Source organism: Streptococcus sp. 53, from assembly GCF_013276565.1.
Classification (GTDB): domain Bacteria; phylum Bacillota; class Bacilli; order Lactobacillales; family Streptococcaceae; genus Streptococcus.
In genome coordinates this window covers 1-20,990 of sequence record NZ_VMLG01000001.1, presented here as the reverse complement: position 1 = coordinate 20,990, position 20,990 = coordinate 1, and the positions used below count along the sequence as shown (strand labels likewise).

Annotated in this window: 17 protein-coding genes; 8 read left to right on the top strand and 9 right to left on the bottom strand. The window is 41.0% G+C overall.

The annotated features are described in order from the left end of the window. The first annotated feature begins 20 nt into the window (after nucleotides 1-20). The 8 genes from HT722_RS00085 to HT722_RS00050 all read left to right on the top strand — a co-directional run bounded on the left by HT722_RS00085 (nucleotide 21) and on the right by HT722_RS00050 (nucleotide 7,652). Nucleotides 21-1,187: an MFS transporter gene (locus HT722_RS00085; protein WP_049539866.1), complete on the top strand. Its 1,167-nt coding sequence runs from the start codon at nucleotides 21-23 to the stop codon at nucleotides 1,185-1,187. Between the two features lie 361 nt (nucleotides 1,188-1,548). Continuing rightward, nucleotides 1,549-3,045, top strand: coding sequence for a gliding motility protein (locus HT722_RS00080; protein WP_173276947.1), 1,497 nt, complete (start codon nucleotides 1,549-1,551; stop codon nucleotides 3,043-3,045). Between the two features lie 42 nt (nucleotides 3,046-3,087). Continuing rightward, complete coding sequence (locus tag HT722_RS00075) at nucleotides 3,088-3,513, top strand: hypothetical protein (RefSeq protein ID WP_173276946.1); 426 nt, start codon at nucleotides 3,088-3,090, stop codon at nucleotides 3,511-3,513. A gap of 139 nt (nucleotides 3,514-3,652) precedes the next feature. After that, the gene (locus HT722_RS00070; RefSeq protein ID WP_173276945.1) at nucleotides 3,653-4,453 is read left to right on the top strand and encodes a hypothetical protein; all 801 of its coding nucleotides are present in this window, start codon (nucleotides 3,653-3,655) and stop codon (nucleotides 4,451-4,453) included. 266 nt (nucleotides 4,454-4,719) lie between these two features. Next, nucleotides 4,720-5,046 carry a PadR family transcriptional regulator gene (locus tag HT722_RS00065; RefSeq protein ID WP_000273854.1) on the top strand — a complete coding sequence of 109 codons (327 nt, stop codon included), beginning with the start codon at nucleotides 4,720-4,722 and terminating at the stop codon, nucleotides 5,044-5,046. After that, nucleotides 5,033-5,626 carry a DUF1700 domain-containing protein gene (locus HT722_RS00060; protein ID WP_173276944.1) on the top strand — a complete coding sequence of 198 codons (594 nt, stop codon included), beginning with the start codon at nucleotides 5,033-5,035 and terminating at the stop codon, nucleotides 5,624-5,626. Before HT722_RS00065 ends, HT722_RS00060 begins: the two co-directional genes overlap by 14 nt. Next, on the top strand, nucleotides 5,619-6,530 hold the full coding sequence (locus HT722_RS00055) for a DUF4097 family beta strand repeat-containing protein (protein WP_173276943.1): 912 nt from the start codon (nucleotides 5,619-5,621) through the stop codon (nucleotides 6,528-6,530). The genes HT722_RS00060 and HT722_RS00055 overlap by 8 nt, the downstream gene beginning before the upstream one ends. Before the next feature lie 57 nt (nucleotides 6,531-6,587). Then, nucleotides 6,588-7,652 carry a DUF6574 domain-containing protein gene (locus HT722_RS00050; RefSeq protein ID WP_173276942.1) on the top strand — a complete coding sequence of 355 codons (1,065 nt, stop codon included), beginning with the start codon at nucleotides 6,588-6,590 and terminating at the stop codon, nucleotides 7,650-7,652. A gap of 71 nt (nucleotides 7,653-7,723) precedes the next feature. Here the strand turns inward: HT722_RS00050 and HT722_RS00045 are convergent, their stop codons facing one another. From HT722_RS00045 to HT722_RS00005, 9 genes are all read right to left on the bottom strand, one after another. After that, nucleotides 7,724-8,584, bottom strand: a complete 861-nt coding sequence (locus HT722_RS00045) for a DUF4299 family protein (protein WP_173276941.1) — start codon at nucleotides 8,582-8,584, stop codon at nucleotides 7,724-7,726. Between the two features lie 123 nt (nucleotides 8,585-8,707). Further along, nucleotides 8,708-9,694, bottom strand: coding sequence for a rhodanese-related sulfurtransferase (locus HT722_RS00040; protein ID WP_050252542.1), 987 nt, complete (start codon nucleotides 9,692-9,694; stop codon nucleotides 8,708-8,710). Nucleotides 9,695-9,889: 195 nt separating this feature from the next. After that, on the bottom strand, nucleotides 9,890-11,083 hold the full coding sequence (locus HT722_RS00035) for an OFA family MFS transporter (RefSeq protein ID WP_173276940.1): 1,194 nt from the start codon (nucleotides 11,081-11,083) through the stop codon (nucleotides 9,890-9,892). A 452-nt stretch (nucleotides 11,084-11,535) separates the two neighbouring features. Next, complete coding sequence (locus HT722_RS00030; protein ID WP_173276939.1) at nucleotides 11,536-13,014, bottom strand: ABC transporter substrate-binding protein; 1,479 nt, start codon at nucleotides 13,012-13,014, stop codon at nucleotides 11,536-11,538. Nucleotides 13,015-13,232: 218 nt separating this feature from the next. Then, entirely contained in the window at nucleotides 13,233-14,156 is a 924-nt protein-coding gene (locus HT722_RS00025; protein ID WP_000818350.1) for a carbohydrate ABC transporter permease, read from the bottom strand. 13 nt (nucleotides 14,157-14,169) lie between these two features. Beyond that, a complete protein-coding gene (locus tag HT722_RS00020) occupies nucleotides 14,170-15,099 on the bottom strand; it encodes a sugar ABC transporter permease (protein ID WP_173276938.1) in 930 nt (309 codons plus the stop codon). Between the two features lie 207 nt (nucleotides 15,100-15,306). Further along, nucleotides 15,307-17,187 (bottom strand): beta-N-acetylhexosaminidase, encoded by a 1,881-nt coding sequence (locus HT722_RS00015; RefSeq protein ID WP_173276937.1) that lies wholly within the window; start codon nucleotides 17,185-17,187, stop codon nucleotides 15,307-15,309. Continuing rightward, nucleotides 17,181-18,050, bottom strand: a complete 870-nt coding sequence (locus HT722_RS00010; protein WP_173276936.1) for an ROK family protein — start codon at nucleotides 18,048-18,050, stop codon at nucleotides 17,181-17,183. Before HT722_RS00010 ends, HT722_RS00015 begins: the two co-directional genes overlap by 7 nt. An 83-nt stretch (nucleotides 18,051-18,133) precedes the next feature. Next, the gene (locus HT722_RS00005; protein WP_173276935.1) at nucleotides 18,134-20,779 is read right to left on the bottom strand and encodes an alpha-mannosidase; all 2,646 of its coding nucleotides are present in this window, start codon (nucleotides 20,777-20,779) and stop codon (nucleotides 18,134-18,136) included. Nucleotides 20,780-20,990 lie beyond the last annotated feature (211 nt).

Here is a 20,990-nt window from a genome sequence, read left to right as displayed (position 1 = left end):
TCAGTTAGAAGAGGTATTATATGAAAAAACAATCACTCTTTTTTGTTCCAGGTATTATCCTGATTGGTGTTTCCTTGCGGACTCCTTTTACTGTTCTACCCATTATTTTGGGAGATATTTCGCAAGGGCTGGGAGTAGAAGTTAGTTCACTTGGTGTCTTGACTAGCCTTCCCCTCCTCATGTTTACCCTCTTCTCGCTCTTTTCTACCCGACTGGCTCAGAAAATCGGCTTGGAGCATCTCTTCACCTACAGCCTCTTCTTCTTGACCATCGGTTCTCTCATTCGACTAATCAATCTGCCCCTACTCTATCTAGGAACCTTGATGGTTGGGGCAAGTATCGCAGTCATCAATGTGCTGCTTCCTAGTCTCATCCAAGCCAATCAACCAAAGAAAATTGGTTTTCTGACTACCTTATATGTAACTTCTATGGGGATTGCAACGGCTCTGGCTTCCTATCTAGCCGTGCCTATTACACAAGCCAGTTCTTGGAAAGGACTCATCATCCTCCTCACCCTGCTCTGTCTAGCAACTTTTTTGGTCTGGCTCCCAAATCACCGTTATAATCACAGACTGGCTCCACAAACCAAACAAAAAAGCCAAACAAAGGTCATGCGTAACAAACAGGTCTGGGCAGTGATTGTCTTTGCAGGTTTCCAATCCCTGCTCTTTTACACCGCGATGACCTGGCTACCTACCATGGCTATCCATGCAGGTCTATCTAGTCACGAAGCTGGCTTGCTGACCTCTATCTTCTCTCTGATTAGTATCCCTTTTTCAATGACCATCCCAAGCCTGACAACCAGCTTATCTACTCGCAACCGTCAGCTCATGCTCACTCTGGTCTCACTGGCTGGTGTGGTCGGCATTTCCATGCTCTTTTTCCCAGTCGGTAATTTCTTTTACTGGCTTGCCATCCATCTCCTCATCGGAACCGCAACCAGCGCCCTCTTCCCTTATCTCATGGTCAACTTTTCACTCAAGACAAGCGCTCCTGAAAAGACAGCCCAATTGTCTGGTTTATCTCAAACAGGAGGCTACATCCTAGCAGCCTTTGGGCCAACCCTCTTTGGATACAGTTTTGACCTTTTCCACTCTTGGGTACCAGCTGTAGCTGCTCTCTTACTCGTCGATATCCTGATGACTGTGGCCCTCTTTACTGTGGACAGAGCTGATAAAATTCTTTAATTATTCTAAAATACTTCTCAGATATAAATAATGCAAAGCCAGACTCTGTCTGGTTTTTTTAGCTTCATTCCTTTTCAAATAAAGAGAAGAATCCAGCCAACCACTGCCCCTATCTAAAAAAATGGTATAATATTACTAAACAAAGTCCTAGATACAACTTGTTTAGATTAGAACAGTATGGGAACCTAAAAAATTATTACTTTTTGGAATTGAAGTCCGGCATAGTTATTGATAGACCAGAGAACTATCTGAAGTAAAATCTTGAATCAACTTTAACTGTTTCAACGCCATTAAGAAGAGTTAATTTGATAAAAAATCTCAATTGTCCAAGGACTATAGAAACATTTAAGGAGAAATTGATATGTTCGCAAAAGCTGGAGACGTCTATTGCGTTTACAATACCCATCTAAAAAAATACACAGCTTGTCAAATAACGAAGTTAGAAGAGAAAGGAGAAAAGCTAAAGGCTATCCTTCTGTCATTAGACTGGGTAGGAGAACAACCTCTTAAAGAAGAAGAACTATCCTCATTGAAGCCACTCTACAAAGATTTTATGTACTGGGAACGAGGCCTACACCTAATTTATGTAGATATTAATGTCCCAGCCAATTATATTTTTATCGGAAATAGATCACCTTTAACGACTGAAAGCACCAATGCATATGCGGTTTCTTGGGAAAATGGCTACGACGTTTATAGGCAACTAAAATGGCAAGAAATACCAAAAGAGAAAAGAGACTTCTTTAAAAAGGCGGATAAGAGCAAGGAAAAGGTCCTATTTCTAGGGGAAGAATGTGCTATTTCTAGGCAAAATCTGAATAGTAAACTGACAGAGTTTGATGATGCTCTGGAATTGAAGGTTTTCCCTTGCTTGTCTGAACTAACCTTAAACAAATGGCCTCAAAATTTATACGAGTATCTACAGTTCAATCCATTTTTGAATGTGATAAAGCTTGAAAACCATGAACAAACAAAGTTAGATTTCTCTCATACATATCTACGTAGACTGACCCTTGATATGACCGGCGTAAAGGAACTTCAATTAAACGATGATTTGGAAGAATTAATTTTAATTGGCGACTTTAACGAAAACTGTCAGATCCAAGCCAAAGAAAATGGAGCTAATTTACGGTTACTGCTTCATAAATCTGTGCCTATAGTCCAGGGATTAAAAGATTTAGGGGCCCTACATTGCTCAGGTATTCTGGAAATCGATTTTGCACAAGTCTTGAGTTGCTATCCTAAACTTAGGGAATTGAGATTGTGGGGAAAACCAGGAAACATCCGTAATTTCTATAAATTATCAGAATTCAAAGAACTAGCCGTTTTTTCAACCGTCGACCTGTTTGGCTTTACCGCAGAAGATATTCCTAGACCAGAAGATTTACCGAAACTAAACATGTTTTGGATGAGTAGCTTACCCGAAGATGCCGCTAAAGTAGCTAAAACATATTATAAAAAACAACAAGAAAAGGGACTAAATCTCTGGATTCAAAAACCTAGAAAATCTGAATGGCTGGCACAAAACTTGAACAATCCATTTCGTTCATGGGATGGACAAGAGAATATTTCAGCCGCAAACGCAAAAAAGGCAGCTACTCTATATAAAAAGACGAGAGCTGGTATTAGCAAGCTCGTTAAGAGTTCAGCTGACGAAATGATGCAACAAGTCACTGACTTAGTAAGAGTTTATACCGAAGGCTTTAATAAAATGGACAAGCGTAACTGTTTTATTGAAACAAGCGAACGGGAGGACATCTACACTGCTCTTGTTGATCTTTTAAATTTGATACCAGCTGAATTCAATATCAATAAAGAAAAACTGTTACAAGTATTTGACGAGCTAAGGGATTTTTAGATTGAAAGTTTGCTTAAGTCAATGTTTAAAATGGAGACTATTATGACTCGCTTTATACAAAATATCACAATAGAAAATCGGCAAGTCGACAGGGAAAATTTGTTTGCAATCGGTTATTGTCCAGAAATAGCAAAACATCTACTGTGTGTTCATATCTCTTGGATTGCAGGCTACGACCGATATTATGAGTTGGATGAAGGTGATTGGGCTCTCTTTGAAATTGAACGGGAAACATTTCTTAAAAAATATGAAAAAGAAATCAAGGCACATCTGACTGAAAGATTGATTGGTGCTGGGGCGTTGAGGGATTATGATTTTAGATGTTTGCCTGATGACATCCTAGAAAGCTTGGACAAATACCCTCCATTTGAAGGCTATGTCTATCAAGATGGCTTACTCTGTGCCCGAATCAAGATTGAAGACAGGTATTTTAATCTTCCGCCGATTTATGATAAAAAGTACAGATAGTAAACACATCAAGGTTCAGATAGAGATACATAAATGTAGATAAACAATACGTGCTGAAACAATTATATCGGTGATAGTGATGAACTGGAGAATCTCGCCCTTTGTAAAATAACTACCCAAGAATAATCAGGAGGTTGCCATGGCAATAGACGGAGTAAAGATTATAGACAGCGATGATGCTTACGATATTTATAACACCATAGTGGGAAGATATAAAAACGGCGAAAATATTGCTAAGATAATCGAAGATATTTTAAATGATGAAAATAATTTTTGTATAGATGATTTTTATACTGAGATTTATTGGACAGCCTTTGCCTACTCCTTGTGGAAGATTGGACATTTACCAGAAGACATAAAAAATAAAACTCTCAAAATTATCGAAAAAGGAGCGGATAAGTTCTGGCTTGAAATTGACAGCAAAGCATTGAAACAAAGACAGAAAGTACTTGATAAACTAGCTATTCAGCTACAAAGTGTCAATCCGAAACCTCTTAAAGTTCCCAAAGCAAAAACAAAGAGGGAGCCGTACTTTAAAGTAGGAGATGTGCTTGTGGTTCAATTTGAAAATGAATACGGAGTCGGTTTTGTTTCAGCTCTCGACCAAAGTACGAGAAAAATAGAATATCACCTAGCCTTTACAAGGTTGCTACAAAAGAATAAGCCCACTATGACGGATTTTTTGAATAGCGAGATTGCTTGCAAGATGAATAATAGACAGTATGCTATTGATACTGACTGTTGGTTTAATCACAAGGATTTGGGGCTTTTACTAGATAAATTTGAGAAGATTGGTAAGGTCATATTAGAAGATTATGCTCTGTGGACTTTAGCACCTGCCTGCACCTTGGGTGATATCTATGAAGAAATCACAGCGAGTAAGGGAGCCCGAGGTCTTCGTTTTATGGAGACGTATAAATTGATAAAAGCTATGGAATAAATGAGGAAGATAAGGGTTTAGATGGGAAAGGAATCTGTTTCAAAGCATATCCTAGATTATACATTATGATTCTAGCTTATCTTTAAAATATAAATTTCTGTGAAATAGCTGATGTTCGTTCCTCTAAACTTCTAGTTTTAGCTAGAAGTTTTTTTATATATAAAAATTTTACACATTTCTCTTGACAGGGCTTTCTTTTAAATGTACAATGTATGTGTAGAAAAATTATATATAAAAATCTTACACATTAGAAAAGGAGGTTTCCCATGTACTTTCCAACATCCTCTGCCTTGATTGAATTTCTCATCTTGGCCGTACTGGAAAAAGGGGATTCTTATGGTTATGAGATTAGCCAAACCATTAAGCTGATCGCTAATATCAAAGAATCCACACTCTATCCCATTCTCAAAAAATTGGAAGGCAATAGCTTTCTGACAACCTATTCTAGAGAGTTCCAAGGTCGCATGCGCAAATACTACTCCTTGACAAATGGTGGTATAGAACAGCTCTTGACCCTAAAAGATGAATGGGCACTCTATACAGACACCATCAATGGCATCATAGAAGGGAGTATCCGCCATGACAAGAACTGAATACCTGACTCAGCTAGAACTCTATCTCAAGAAACTACCTGAAGCTGACCAAATTGAAGCCATGGACTATTTCAGAGAACTCTTTGACGATGCTGGAGTCGAAGGAGAAGAAGAACTCATCGCTAGCTTGGGAACTCCCAAAGAAGCAGCTCACGAAGTTCTCTCTAATCTTCTTGATAAAAAAATCAATGAAGCACCTGCTCAAAAAAATAACCGACAAATTTTACATATCGCCTTGTTAGCTCTCCTTGCAGCACCCATCGGTATTCCTCTGGGAATCGCCATCCTCGTGACCCTGTTCGCAATCCTTGTGGCAGCCTTGACTGTCATTCTGGTTTTCTTTGCGGTTTCCATACTTGGTATCATCGGCGGATTCCTATTTTTAGTTGAAAGTTTCACTGTCCTCGCCCAAGCCAAATCAGCCTTTATCTTGATTTTTGGTTCTGGTTTACTGGCTATCGGTGCTTCTTCACTAGTCTTACTAGGTATTTCCTATGTAGCCCGCTTCTTCGGCCTACTCATTGTTCGCCTGGTGCAATTTGTTCTCAAAAAAGGAAAGAGAGGTGACCAGCATGCGTAAATTGACAAAAGGATTTCTCATTTTTGGTGTGGTGACTACCGTTATCGGATTTATCCTGCTCTTTGTAGGCATCCAATCTGACGGAATCAAGAGCCTACTTGCCATGTCCAAGGAACCTGTCTATGATAGTCGGATGGAAGAGCTGACCTTTGGCAAGGAAGTCGAAAACCTAGATATCACGCTCCACCAACACGCGCTCACCATCACAGACTCTTTGGATGATCAAATCCACATTTCTTACCATCCATCACTCTCTGCTCACCATGATCTTGTCACAAATCAAAGCGACAAAACTCTAAGCCTCACTGATAAGAAACTGTCTGAAACCCCATTCCTCTCTTCTGGAATTGGCGGGATTCTCCATATCGCAAGTAGCTACTCTAGTCGTTTTGAAGAAGTTATTCTCCAAGTTCCAAAAGGAAGAAGTCTAAAAGGGATCAACGTGTCAACCAATCGTGGACAAACCACCATCATAAATGCTAGCCTTGAAAATGCAACTCTCAATACAAATGGTTATCTCCTCCGAATTGAAGGAAGTCGTATCAAAAACAGCAAATTCAAAACACCAAATATCATCAATATCTTTAGCACAGAACTGACAGATAGTCAGCTAGAGTCAACAGAAAATCACTTCCATGCTGAAAATATTAAAGTATATGGTAAAGTAGAACTATCTTCTAAAAATGCGCTCAGTATCATGTTAACTCAAAAAGAAAGCCAAGAAATTAACTTAGACCTCTCGAGTCACCATGGTCCTATTTATCAGTTATCGAGAGATGAGAGTCACCGCCACCCCAACGAATTAAGCAACCCTTACAAAACTGAAAAAACTGATGCAAAAGGTCAACTCATCGCTAAGGCTGATGATTATATTAGTCTTGAAACTACAGCTAACAGACCTTAATAAACCTATTTATATCGACCACTATGACACATAACCCACTAAAAAGGAGGTTCTACCATGAAACAAGAATGGTTTGAAAGTAATGATTTTGTAAAAACAACAAGCAAGAACAAGCCTGATGAACAGCACCAAGATGGTGCAGACAAGGCTGAAGAAACGATAGCCGATCTCGATACACCAATTGAAAAAAATACTCAAGTAGAGGAGGAAGTCTCTCAAGCTGAAGTCGAACTGGAAAGCCAGCAAGAAGAGAAAATTGAAGCTCCTGAAGACAGTGAAGCAAGAACAGAAATAGAAGAAAAGAAAGCATTAGATTCTACTGAAGAAGAGCAAGATCTTTCTGGGGAAACAGAAAAAGTCACTATAGCTGAAGAGAGTCAAGAAGCACTTCCGCAGCAAAAAACAACTACGAAAGAGCCCCTTCTTATCAGTCAATCCTTAGAAAGTCCCTATATCCCCGACCAAACTCTAAAATCTACGGATAAATGGAAAGAGCAAGCGCTTGATTTTTGGTCTTGGCTAGTGGAGGCTCTCAAATCTCCTACAAGCAAGCTTGAAACAAGTAGCACACACAGCTACACAGCCTTTCTCTTGCTCATTCTGTTTTCTGCATCTTCCTTTTTCTTTAGTATCTACCACATCAAACATGCTTACTATGGACATATAGCAACTATGCATAATCACTTCCCTGAACAATTTGCTTCATTAAATCTCTTTTCGATTATCTCTATCCTAGTAGCAACAACGCTCTTCTTCTTTTCATTCCTCTTGGGCAGTTTCGTTGTGAGACGATTTATCCACCAGGAAAAGGACTGGACGCTAGAAAAGGTTCTCCAACAATATAGCCAACTCTTGGCAATTCCAATCTTCCTCACTGCTATTGCTAGTTTCTTTGCCTTCTTTGACAGCCTACGATTTACAGCCCTCTTGTGTGTGATTAGCATTGGAATCATTCTACTTGCTAGCCTCCATATCATTACAAGACCAAGTCAAGCAAGTGAAACCGACTCCTTCTATCAGTTATTCTTGTCTGTCCTTGTGAACGGAGTCATTATCCTCCTCTTCTTTGTAGCTGAAGTGGCACTGATTGGAGATTATCTTCGTATCTTGGCCTTTCTTTAAACTTCAATCCTGTCTTTCATGGCAGGATTTTTTCTATGTCAAAAAAGCAAGTCGATTGACCTGCTTCTGATTTACTCTTCTTGTGCTAATGCTTTAAAATCTTTGTCTAAGATGGGTTGTACTTCTAATTGATTGGCATCTAGTTGGTGGTAAGATGCTGATGGTAGTGACTCTAGGAATTTTGCATAGTCCAAGCGAGCGATAGCTTCATAGTCTTCTGGTTTAGAGCCATCTCCTGTGATTTGAACCAAGTCAATCTCCCACTTGACTTCCTTATCCACCAATTGCTCAATATAGGCAGCAGGAACAAATGGTTCTCTCGGTAACACTGTCTTGACTCCTTGAGCCAGATGATAAACACCGTGCACTTGGCCTTCTCCATCCTGATAGAAGGAAACTCTTGCAAAGTAGGCGTCTGTCTCTTGAACCGCACGCACACGCGCTTCAAACTGAGCCAAGCCATCTGCCTCTAAAAAGCTTTTCAAGTCCTCATGACTAAAGAAAACAGGATTAAAAATTCCTTGGCAAATCATAAAGTGCGCTACAGTGTCTGCCAGATAGGCTTGAATACTTGCTTGGAAATAAGCTTCAAAGTCAAAACCATCTAATCCTTCAATCTCAGTTCCTGTGTAAGCAAGCAGAGCATCTAAAAATGATTTGATAATCTGCCAGTCTGTCTTCGTGAGTAGGTCAGGAAGATCGACACGGTAAGCCTTTTGACCATCAGCATAACTAACCTTAAAGAGAAATTGCGATTGCCCTACTATCGCACACTCGATATACTCAAGACGGCTAAGAGGCTGACGGAGATAGACTGCATCATAACTATGCGACTCCAAACCTTCTAGCAAGTCCAAGATCGACTTGGCAGTCAAAATCTCCTGTTCTCCTAAAATGCTCTGTTTATTTGGAATAAAAAATGTTTTCGTCATAACTGGACTCCTTTGAAATCGTTTACATACAGTATACCTTATTTCCCTGAAAGATACAGAAACAAACTTTAGATTTTTGAGTACAAAGCATAGAAAAACAGCCCCCCTGAGGACTGTTTGATCTTATACAGTAGCTGCTTGATCCAAGCTTTCACCGATAGCGGCTAGGCGTTCGATCACTTCAGCTTGTGTCAATTCATTTTCTGAAACATAGCGGTTACGTGGGTGAACACGGCACTCGTGTGAGCATCCACGAAGGTACTTGTCTTCATTTTCTTCTGATGTCAAGATACGACGGTTACAGAATGGATTTCCACAGTTGACATAACGTTCACATGGTGTCCCATCAAACCAGTCTTTCCCTACGATGGTTGGGTTGACATGGTTGACATCGACTGCGATACGCTCGTCAAAGACGTACATTTTCCCATCCCAAAGCTCACCTTGGACTTCTGGGTCTTTACCGTAAGTTGCGATTCCTCCGTGCAATTGACCAACATCTTTGTAGCCTTCACGAACCATCCAGCCTGAGAATTTCTCACAGCGAACGCCACCTGTACAGTAAACCACGACACGCTTGTCCATGAATTTTTCCTTGTTATCACGGACCCATTGTGGTAACTCACGGAAGTTGCGAATATCTGGGCGAATAGCTCCACGGAAATGTCCTAGGTCGTACTCATAATCGTTACGTGTGTCAAGGACAACGGTATCTTTATCAAGAAGCGCTTCTTTGAACTCTTTTGGAGACAAGTAAGCACCTGTTGTTTCAAGTGGGTTGATGTCATTGTCAAAGTCGTTGTCTTCCAAACCAAGGTGGACAATTTCTTTCTTGTAACGAACAAACATCTTCTTGAAGGCTTGTTCATTTTCTTCGTCAATCTTGAACCAGAGGTCTTCCATACCTGGGAGGCTGTGAACGTAGTCCATGTATTTTTGAGTTGTTTCATAGTCACCTGAAACTGTTCCGTTAATTCCCTCGTCAGCGACTAGGATACGGCCTTTAAGACCGATTGATTTACAGAAAGCCAAGTGGTCTGCAGCAAATTGCTCTGCATTTTCAATTGGAGTATAAAGGTAGTAAAGTAAGACACGAATATCTTTTGCCATAAGATTTGTTCTCTTTTCTATTCTTAAATTTTCTAAATTTTTTATTTATCCATACTAGTATACCTGCTTGAGAAAACGAATGCAATTTATTTGACTGGAAATTGCTATATTTCAATTTAGAAAAAAATTTCTTGTACACTACACTTAGTATCAATCATATTTTAAAAAATCCTTGGATTTTCCAAGGATTCATTTTTAAACTTTTTTAGCTTTAGCCATATAGAACAGTTGGAGTAGAATACCAAGGATAGCCATGCCGATAACGATAAAGAAGGCCATTGTATAATCTCCTTGGTTTGCCTGTGCAAGACGTGCTCCTAACTGAGGACCAGCAATAGCAGCTACGCCATAAGCAGTAAACATCCATCCATAGTTTGTCCCTACGTATGTAACTCCCCAGTTTTCAGCAGTAATTCCTGGGAATGAACCGAGGAAGTCTCCAAATGACAAGGCAACCATCATAATTCCAAGGATGGCCAAGATGCTTCCAGAACCTTTGAATAAGGCTGTGAGCAACAAACCAGTAGCAACCGCTCCAAACATGGCAATAACGGTAGGATAGCGACCAATCTTATCAGATACTGTACCCCAGAAGATACGACCAAATGTATTAGCGATAGATACCAGCATAACGAAGAGTGTAGCTTCTCCTACAAGCTTATACTGGTCAGAAATTGATGCTGCAGTACCGATAATCATCATTCCACCAGTAGCACCGAGAACGTAAATCAACCATAGAAGCCAGTAATTTCCATCACGGAGCATTTCTTTGTAAGTTTTACCTTCTGGTTGAGCTGTTCCAGATGCCGGCGCTGCTGCAGGAGCTTTCTCCATTACCAATGAAGAAGTGCAAATAACAATTAGAAGAATGATTCCCAATACTTTGAATGTTGAGTAAACACCCATAGAAGCAATCAAAGCTTTGGCAACTGGACCGATAATGAGCGGGCCTAACCCGAAACCTGCTGCTGTCAAACCACCAGCTAGACCTTTTTTATCTGGGAACCACTTAGTGGCAACTGAAGTAGATGCTCCATAAGCTGAACCAATACCAAGTCCTAGGACAACCCCATAAGTGAGGTACAGGACTGGAAGAGAAGTAGCAAATCCAGTAGCAAACATACCAGCACCGAAGAGAATACCACCTAGGAATACAAATTTCTTAGGTCCTGCTGAATCAACCTTAGGACCGAAAATAATCATACCAACAGGTACCATTGCAAAAGAAATACTAAAGGCCAAAGAAGTTTGGGCTTGAACCCATCCTTGACTAGAATTGGTTTCTAGCAGCGCCTTTTGAAAGACTGACCAGGCGTAACCAGCACCTAGAGATAGATTCGTTAAAATGGCTGCTGCCAAAATTAACCATCGATTGGGTGTTTTTTTCATTTGAATAACCTCATGTAAAATTTCTTGTTCCTAAAAAGAATAGAGAACAACTTTTATCATTTTTTCACCTACCTCGTTTAAATTGATCATTGTATAAATTTTTAAGTATATAGAACTGTGTAAATGACATACATCTATATACGACTGCTTAAAAATTTATATCTATAGATCTCTTAAATCAGAACAAGATGAATTTTCACAATGTTAAGCGCTTTCATTGCACTCTTATTATAAGCTACTTTATTCTAAAAATCTACTTAATAAAAATTAATAAAGATATAAGAAATTTTAATATTTTAATCACCTGTTATCATTTTAATATTGTTTATATCATCTAATTCGAATAATTATCTAAATAAAGTAAAAAATCACTGCCCTCCCCCAGATAAACCTGAGGAAAGCAGTGATTCTTATTTTAGGAGTTAGGAATGAATACACGAAATCAATTGATCTTATGATTTTTTGTTTTTCAAGAATTCATCGTATTGTTTTTGCATTTCGTTCAATACTTTTTCGTAGGCACCTTCAGATTTCAATTTTTCCATCAATTCTGGAATCGCTTTATCTGGGTCTACAGTACCAGTGTTGATAGCTGTATCAAATTGTTGCATTGTGTTAGCGATAGCTGAGATTTCAGATTTCACATTGTCAGTGTTAAAGATAAATCCAAGCGCTGGAGATTCTTTAGCTTCTGCCAATTCTTTCTTAGAATCTGCAATTTGTTGATCTGTAACGTTTTCGTTGATGTAAAGAATCCAGTTGTTACCAGTGTTCCATCCACCCATGTGAGTGTTTCCTTTGTAGCCATCAAGAACGCGAACACGGTTTTCTTTACCTTCAATTTTTTCCCAGTTCTTGCCTTCTGGACCGTAAACCAGACCGTTCAAGAGTTCTGGGTTCGTATTCAAGAGGTTCAACACCTCCATTGATTTTTCTTTGTTCTTAGAGTTGTTTGAGATGACAAAGTTAGCAACTTGTGTTGTTTGGTTTTTCTTGATGAAGTTAGTGAATGATTTGATTTGGATATCTTTGTTAGCAACACGTGAAAGCAAGCTGTTACCGTAGTCAGCTGGTCCTACTGTTTCTTCACGAACGAACCAAGTATCTTGTTGAAGGTCAAATGAAGTATCGCTTGTTGCTACGTCTTTTGGAATGTATCCAGCTTCATAGAATTTGTGAAGAGTCTTCAAGTGTTCTTTGAAACGAGGAACGTCGTAACGGTTTACAATCTTAGTAGTGTCCCCTTCAAGGTCGATAACGAATGGAAGACCGTTTGCTACTGGGTAGTCAAAGTTCTCAGAAGGGATGAAGTTCTTAGTAACTGCAAATGGCACTACGTCTGGAGCTTTTTCTTTGATTTGTTTCAAGACTGGCTCAAGTGTTTCGTATGAAGTGACACCTGAAATATCGATACCGTATTTAGCAAGAAGAGTTCCGTTGAAGGCGAAGTTTTGAGATGATGCAACGTTGGCTGCAACTGGAACTGCGTAAATTTTACCGTTTACAGTATTACCCTTGATGTAAGCTGGGTCAAGTGCTTTGTAAAGGTCTTTACCTTCTTTTTTGTACAATTCTGTCAAGTCAGCGTAAGCACCTTTTTGAGCATTTACAATGTAGTTATCTGCAAAGGCAATATCATAGTTTTCACCAGATGATGTGATAACTGACATTTTCTTACCATAGTCACCCCATCCAAGGTATTGGATATCCAATTTGGCACCAACTTTTTCTTCGATGATTTTGTTAGCATTTGCTAGCAATTCATCCAAATTATCTGGTTTGTCACCGATTTGGTACATTTTGATAACAGGTTTGTCACCTGAATCAGCAGCTTTTTTGCTGTTACCTGTCAAGTTGCCACAAGCAGCAAGACCTGCAGCCAAAGCGACTACACTAGCAGATGCAAAAGCATATTTTTTCCAGTTTTTCATGATAAAAACTCCTTTTTTTATTTTTAAACTTATAAACAATGTAATGATCTTATACTCAATGAAAATCAAAGAGCAAACTAGGAAACTGACCGCAGGTTGCTCAAAACNNACATCTATACGGCAAGGCGACGTTGACGCGGTTTGAATTTGATTTTCGAAGAGTATTAACTTCACACAAGGGAAGTTGGGAACTGAGAAATGTTCTTTCTCAATAAGCACTATTCTTTCACACCACCGATAGTCAAACCTTTTACAAAGTAGCGTTGGAAGAATGGATACAAAATCGCGATTGGAAGGGTTGCAACCACAACCATGGCCATACGACCTGTTTCTTTCGGTAGAGCAACTCCCAGTTGACCAGTCAAGCCGACCGCTTTGGCAATGTAGTCCATATTTTGTTGGATTTGCATGAGCAAATATTGCAATGGATACAAGTTGTCACTCTTGATGTAAAGAAGGGCGTTGAACCAGTCATTCCAGAAACCAAGAGCTGTCAAAAGCGTGATGGTTGCGATACCTGGTAGTGACAATGGCAAACAGATTTGGAAGAAAATCCGAGCCTCACTGGCACCATCGATACGAGCCGATTCTAGAATGGCTTCTGGAATGGTCTTCTTGAAAAAAGAACGCATCAAGATGATATTGAATGGTGAGAGAAGCATTGGAACAATCAAGGCCCAAACAGTATCCCCAAGCTGAAGCACACGGGTCACCATGATATAACCTGGTACCAAACCAGCGTTGAACAACATACTGAGCAGAACGAAGATGGTAAAGAATCTGCGATACTTAAAGGTTGTCCGTGAAATAGCGTAGGCATAGGTTGTTGTGATAAAGACATTTGTAAATGTCCCAACTACGGTTACAAAGACAGAAATGAAGAGGGCTTGTAAGATTTTATCCTTAAACTGTGCCAAGAACTCAAAACCGTCTAATCCAAATTGGGATGGGAAGAAGCTATAGCCGTATTGGAGGAGGCTTTTCTCGTCCGTCACTGAAATAATGATAACGAATACGAAGGGTAGGATACAAGAGAGGGCAATCAAACCCGAAATGGTACTGAAGAAGATATCTGCTTTCTTACTGAAGGAGTGAATGCCGACATTATCAATTTTTTCTTTTTTAATTTTCTTTTCTGCCATATTCTCCTCCTTTCTAGAACAAGGCTGAGTTTGGATCAACTCGTCTTGCCAGTAAGTTTGATAGAACCACCAGAATCAAGCCGACTACTGATTGGTAGAGACCTGCTGCTGAAGCCATCCCGATATCTGCTGTCTGAGTCAAGCCATTATATACATATACGTCCAAGACGTTGGTTACGTTATAAAGTTGACCAGCATTGTGGGGAATTTGGTAGAAAAGACCGAAGTCTGCACGGAAGATATTTCCGACTGCAAGGATGGTCAATACGGTTACCAGCGGTGTCAACTGCGGAATGGTGACATTGCGAATGCGTTGCCATTTGCTGGCTCCGTCCACTGTCGCTGCTTCGTAGTAGGTTGGATCAATTCCCATGATTGTCGCATAGTACATGACACTGCTATATCCAAAACCTTTCCAAATACCTAGGAAAAGTAGGAGATAAGGCCAGATTCCCAAATCAGCGTAGAAATTGACTTCTTTGAGACCAAGACTTTCCAATAGATGATTGAACACCCCTTTATCAATGTTTAGGAAGGCATCTGTAAAGAAACTGATGATAACCCAAGACAAGAAGTAAGGGAACAACATAGAAGTTTGGAAAATCTTCACCATTCTCTTGGAACGGAGTTCACTGAGGATAATGGCAATCCCTACAGATACAACTAAACCTAGAAAGATAAAGCCAAGATTGTAGAGGACCGTATTTCGTGTGATAATAAAGGCGTCTCTTGAACTAAATAAGAATCTGAAATTATCGAGTCTGACCCATTTACTATTTATGATACTATCTATGAAACCATTACTGGTCATGTGGTAGTCTTTGAAGGCAACCACGTTCCCAAATACTGGAATGTAGAAGAATAGAATCAACCAGAGTGCCCCTGGCAAAACCATCAAGAGAAAGATCCAGTTGTCTCTCAAGGTTTTTGAAAACTTATTCATAATTTCCTCCCTTTTTATTTTGATATCCATCTAAAAATTCCTTTTTAGACTTTTGATAACGATTACATTATTAGTATACTCCTATTTGCAGGTTAGGTTAAACTACTAATTATAGAAAAAACTCCACAAATTATTTTATGTGGAGTACTTTTGAAGAAAGGGATGTTTCACGCGAAACACTCTTCATAAGACACAATATTCTTGTTTTTAAGTCGTATAAATCGTTGAAACTGTCGCAATAGTATGCCACTGGTTGGCTGTTGTGGCTGCGAAGTCCTTGTCTGCGTAGAAGTCAGTAAATGGTAAGATTTCCACTTCCAGCTCATCTATGCGGTCAAGCTGACCAGCCAGATAAGACTCGATACGACTTTCTGCCCGCTTGATGCGTTGCAAGAGTCCGCCCATACGGATATCGACCGTATCCAAGCCAAAGACCTTGTTTTCTTTCAGCCATTGGTGGCTAAAGAGGGAATGGAAGTGTTCAATTTGGCTTCTGAGTTCTGGTAATTCTTGCCTTGCGATTTCTTGTAGACTTTCTTTATCGCCCACTTGGTAAGCCTGACGAATGCGTCGTCCCACATCTACTTTGCTACTTAAAATAGCATTCAACTGGGCCTGAGTTTCAAAGAGGTAAGCATAATTTCCTGCTTTTTCTTCAATGTCAGCAAGCGTCTCAGCAGCCTGAGCAAAGTGCGGTTTGTCCTGTTCAGGTGTCATGTGTTGATCAAGGATGGGACAGAGAACATCCTGATAAAAGACATAGCGGTTGGGATTGATGCCACTGAGATTGTCCGGCAAATCTGGCAAGAGGTTGGCAAGGTCAATCTGCATAAAATCTTCAACCGATAGACCTGTATTGGTCTTGAAGTGAGCAGACAAACGGTCTAGGTCATTGCGGTAGCTGAGTTCTGCCCAGATTTGCAGACTTGGTAGGATAGAAAACTGGGCTGTTTCCCCACCATTGTCCCCCCAACCCGTCACAATGACTTCTTTAATCTGATTAGTACGGCAGGCTTTATTAGCCTCAATAGCTACTAGACGGCTGAAATGGTTATTGGGTGTGAAACCAATCCACTTCCAAGCACCACCTGCAAAGGCGATATCTTGGCTAATCTTGTGGTGATTACGGAAGTTGCGATTATATTTTTCCTCGCTATCCTGATAATAGTCCCAGTAAACCAAGGTCACTCGGTCTTTGAGACGGTCTAGGTAGACACGAGTTTCTTCTGGAATTTCCACATCACGGTCGTACTGGCCATCCGCTGACATGAGTTTGAAGAACATATCGCTCCACATCTGGCAGTGGAATCCATATTTATCTGCAATATCCAGCACGCGCTCCAAGTGTTGGCACATGAGGAGACTACGATCCACAACACCGTTCAGAATCAAATAACGTCCCAAACCAACCAAGTGGGCTTCGTCCATGCCGATATTGACCTTGCGTGTTTGTAGTTTAGATAGAGTCGCAAACATTCCGTCAATCAAATCATAAACCTTTTCTTCACCAATAAGGAGAATATCCTCTACATCACGGAGTTCCTGCACTTCTTTGACACCCCATTTGACAAAGGCTGACAAGTGGGCCAAGGTCTGAATGCAAGGCACAAAGGTCATGTCAAACTGTTGGGCATAGTCTTCGATTTCCTGCAATTCCTCAGCTGAGTAGGCTCCACGGAAATAGCCAAAGTAAGGCTGCCCTTCAATCTGGTAGGTGTCTTCCATGTAGAGCTCAAAGGTTGAGTAGCCCATGAGAGCCAAGACCTCAATCATCTGCTTGGCAGAAGCCACATTCAGCACCGCATTTCGCGAACAGTCTGCCATGTAGGCTAAATCTTCATAAGCCGCCTGTTCCTCAATCTCTACCTTGTCACCTTCTGCTAGGGATGTTGCCAACAAGGACAAGGCGCGATAGAGTTGTTGAGGTTTACGGTATGTCAATTGATAATGATCACCCTCACCCTTGATAGAGATAGAGGCTTGGTCAGACTGAGCGACTGCTACCTCTACATCTGGCAGCGAAATGTGCTTTTTAAGCAACTCTACTGCTTGCGCTTGTTTGGGACTAAGCCCTGTAAATCTTACCATTGGTTTTCCTCCTGTAACCAGTTGACAAAGGCACCGTAGAGATTAGCATCTGCATGATAGGTGCAGGCTTGGATGACGGGTGCGACCGTGTATTCTTCGTAGGTCTCGACAAAGTTATCAACAGCTTCCTTGACACCTTGGATAAAATCTGGATTTTGACTGATAGAGCCTCCCAGACTGATGACATCTGGGTCGATGAGATATTGGATATTGAGCAAGCCTTGCGCCAGATTGAGGTTCATGCGCTCAATGGCTTCTTGACAAAGGGCATTTCCTGCTTCGGCCTCTTGGTAAATCTTGCGACCGTCCCAATCAGTCTGACCAGATTTTTCAATCACGTATCGTACCATATTCCCAGTTGACGCTAGTTGCGACCAGTTGTTGAGCTTTTCAGCAGGAGCAAGAGTTGTCATGTAGCCAAATTCCCCACCCAGGCCGTGGCGACCTCGATGAAGTCTACCATTGATAATCATGGCTCCGCCAATCCCTGTCCCAATCACGACACAGGCTGCATTTTCAAGCTCTGGATGAGCTAGTAATTCACTGAGTCCAACGCAGTTGGCATCATTTTCCAGATGGACAGGAATCTGATAAGAGCTAAGCGCCTCATACCAAGAAAATCCGTGGATGTAGGGGACGGCACTGAAGCCATCAATCACACCTGTCTCTTGATTGACCGCGCCTGGAACGCTCATAGCAATCCCGCTATAATCCTGTTCTGACAAACGTTGATCTAGCCAAGCTAGTAAGTCCTCCAAGTTTTCAGGCGTTGGAATGCTTGTCTTATTCAGTATTTTCCCATCAGAAGTCAGACTGGCAAACTTAATTCCAGTCCCTCCGATATCAATCGTTGCAATGGTCATTGTTTTTACCATAAAAAGGGGCAAATCAGCAGTTAGTCCTTACTTTTTCGCCCCTCCTTTCTTTTTATGTTTACTTTTTGAAATTAAATTTCTTCTTTTTTGATGAATTCTGTACGAATTTCTTGTGGAGCCAATAGTCCTGAATGAACTGGATATGGTCGCTCAAGTAAGTCAAGAATAGTTTGTTGATGTTCTGATATGCGCACATTTTCTTGACTCATATTATAGTAACGGAGGACATAGCCTTCTTCATTTTCAGCTACCTTAAAGGCTGTTGGACAGATTTGCGGTATGCTGAGAACAGAATGGCTCAAGAGGCTACCAGTCGCAGTCACGCTTCCTTCCTGTCTAGCAAGCTGAAGGCTGGTAAACGGTGTCTGCAAGGCTTTAGCACGACGATAGGCTGAGAAGCGTTCTTGGGCTTGGTGGCATTCAAGCGCAAACTCGACTTCAAACTCACGCAAGCATTGTGCTTCTGGTGTTGGGAAGTAACCCCAGTCACCTAGCTCACCTGACGCACGCAGAATGGTCACTGCAATAGTGTCGTCTCCAAGGATTTCGTATTCATTCAATCCCTTGTTGGATACAGTAACCCCTTTTTCATCGTCATACAGACTAACAAAGGCTTGTTGGTGTTGAGGATTTTCAGGATTTTCCCATGAAGCTGCTGGTTTGTTTGGTCGTGTCACCACCTCATAGATGCTTTCAGAATCATTGCTTGGACGCGTGTTATGAGTCTTAACCAAGAGACGGATACGGTGGTCTTTAGCAGTGTTAGTAAAGCGAGTCTTGCAACGGATTTGTGGATTATCAACGAAGATAGTCATCTCAGTTTCCAGAGGAATGCTTGTCAATTCTTCTGACCGTCCAGCTTCACGCTTCATGAACTCGATGATACCTTTTTGCTCTTCTTCTAGCTTTTCATCTGCACTGACAGGCACGGTCAATTCATGTTTGAGCAAAATCTTAGCATAACGAGCTGTATTTTCCAAGACCTCGTAACCCTTAAGCTCTGCATAGATTGGCTCTGTTCCTTTTGGTTGGAAATAGATATACTCGTTTCCGATGTCACCACGGTCTTCAAAACGGATAAAGTCTTCATAGGCTTCGTGAGTTGTCTTAGCATAGACTGTGATGTTGTCATCCACACTCACCCTTACAAATGGCGTATCAATCACTCCGTTTTGGTAAATACCATCGCGGTGTTCTTGCTCTCCTTCCAGCAATTGGAAGGTTGTCCAAGAAAGTGGCGCTAGGTGAACTGGAATAGTCACGCGCACTTGGCGAGCGATACGAGCTTGGCGGAACTTGTCTTTTGGTAAATCATACTCAAAATTAGCCCCAATATCCTCGATTTTAGCTTCTACAGGACGCCCATCCAAGTCCTCCACACGGTAGCTTGGCAAGGTAAGAGCAGCCATCTTCTTGTAGCCTTCCGTTGGGTGTAATTCCTTGAAATCACAAGTCGCCACATCAATCACTGTACTGACAGTATCAACCTTATCATGCAAGCCTGTGTTAATAACCGTAAAGAGATAGTCACTCTGAGCTTCGTGAGTTGCAATTTTGCCCTTCCACTCGTTGAGAAGATTGGTCTTAACAAAGGTTCCGACTTGGTTAACCTTGGCAAAACGAGTTTCCATCTCACGGTGAACTTCGTCCACGCTACAGCCACAGATACTATCATGCGGCGCATTTTGCAAAAGAGTTTTCCAAGCATAGGTCAACTGGTCCTTGTGGCTGTGACCCCCAGTGATAATAGTCAAGGGTTCTACAACTTGCTCCAGCAAATTACTGTTTTCTTGGAAGGCTTGTTTGAGGTAAATGCGGGATGAAGAAGTATTAGCAAGTGTGTACCAGCCATCTGTTTCCTGACTGGTCAACTCACCTGTAACCGTTGATAATTGCTCTGGTAGAGCACTTTCCACAGCTTGAACATATTCATCAAAGGAACTGTGAACAAAGGTCACATCTGGGAATAGTTCATTTGCCACACGAATGGCTTCGCTCAGATTTTTCTGTACAGGCTGGTGGTCACAACCGTTCATCATCAACCATTGGTTAGTCGAAGCGTAGGCACGCACATCTGACAATTTTTGTTTCCAGAAAGTCAAGGCCTCATCTTTATCAACTGGAATTTCATTCCCGTTACTGTACCAGTTGGCAAAGAGAATCCCAAGAACACGACTTCCGTCCGCACCCTGCCAGTACATTTCTGAAAACTGGGAAGTAAACTGCTCATCTTCGAGGACTTGGTTATCAAACCCAATTGGCTTCACACCACGACCAAAAGCGGCCACATGAATGCCTGATTTTTGAAGGATTTGAGGCGCTTGTCCCATATTTCCAAAGGTATCTGGGAAGTAACCAATTTGAGTAGATTTGCCCCATTTGGCAGCTTCTTGCTGACCAATAAGAGTATTGCGGACATTGGCTTCACTTGAAATCAAGTAATCATCCTGCAAAATGTAAAAGGGACCAATTTTCAATTTTCCTTCGTCAATGTACCGTTGGACTTTGTCGCGATTTTCAGGACGAATCTCCAAGTAGTCATCAAGGACAATAGTTTGTCCATCTAAATGGAAACTCTTGAACTCAGGATCATTTTCAAAGAGATCAAAAAGATTGTCAAATAATTCCACCAACTGCATACGGTGGCTTTCAAAAGGCAAGTACCACTCACGGTCCCAGTGACTATGTGAGATAATATGTACGACAACATTTTCCATGAAGTAAAACCTCATTCTAAATTAAATTTTTAATGTTTTAAATGTAAATTTGTGATTCTGACAAGAATCAGTTACGCTAATACTCAATGAAAATCAAAGTGCAAACTAGGAAGCTAGCCACAGGCTGCTCAAAGCACTGCTTTGAGGTTGTAGATAGAACTGACGAAATCAGTAACCATACCTACGGCAAGGCGAAGCTGACGTGGTTTGA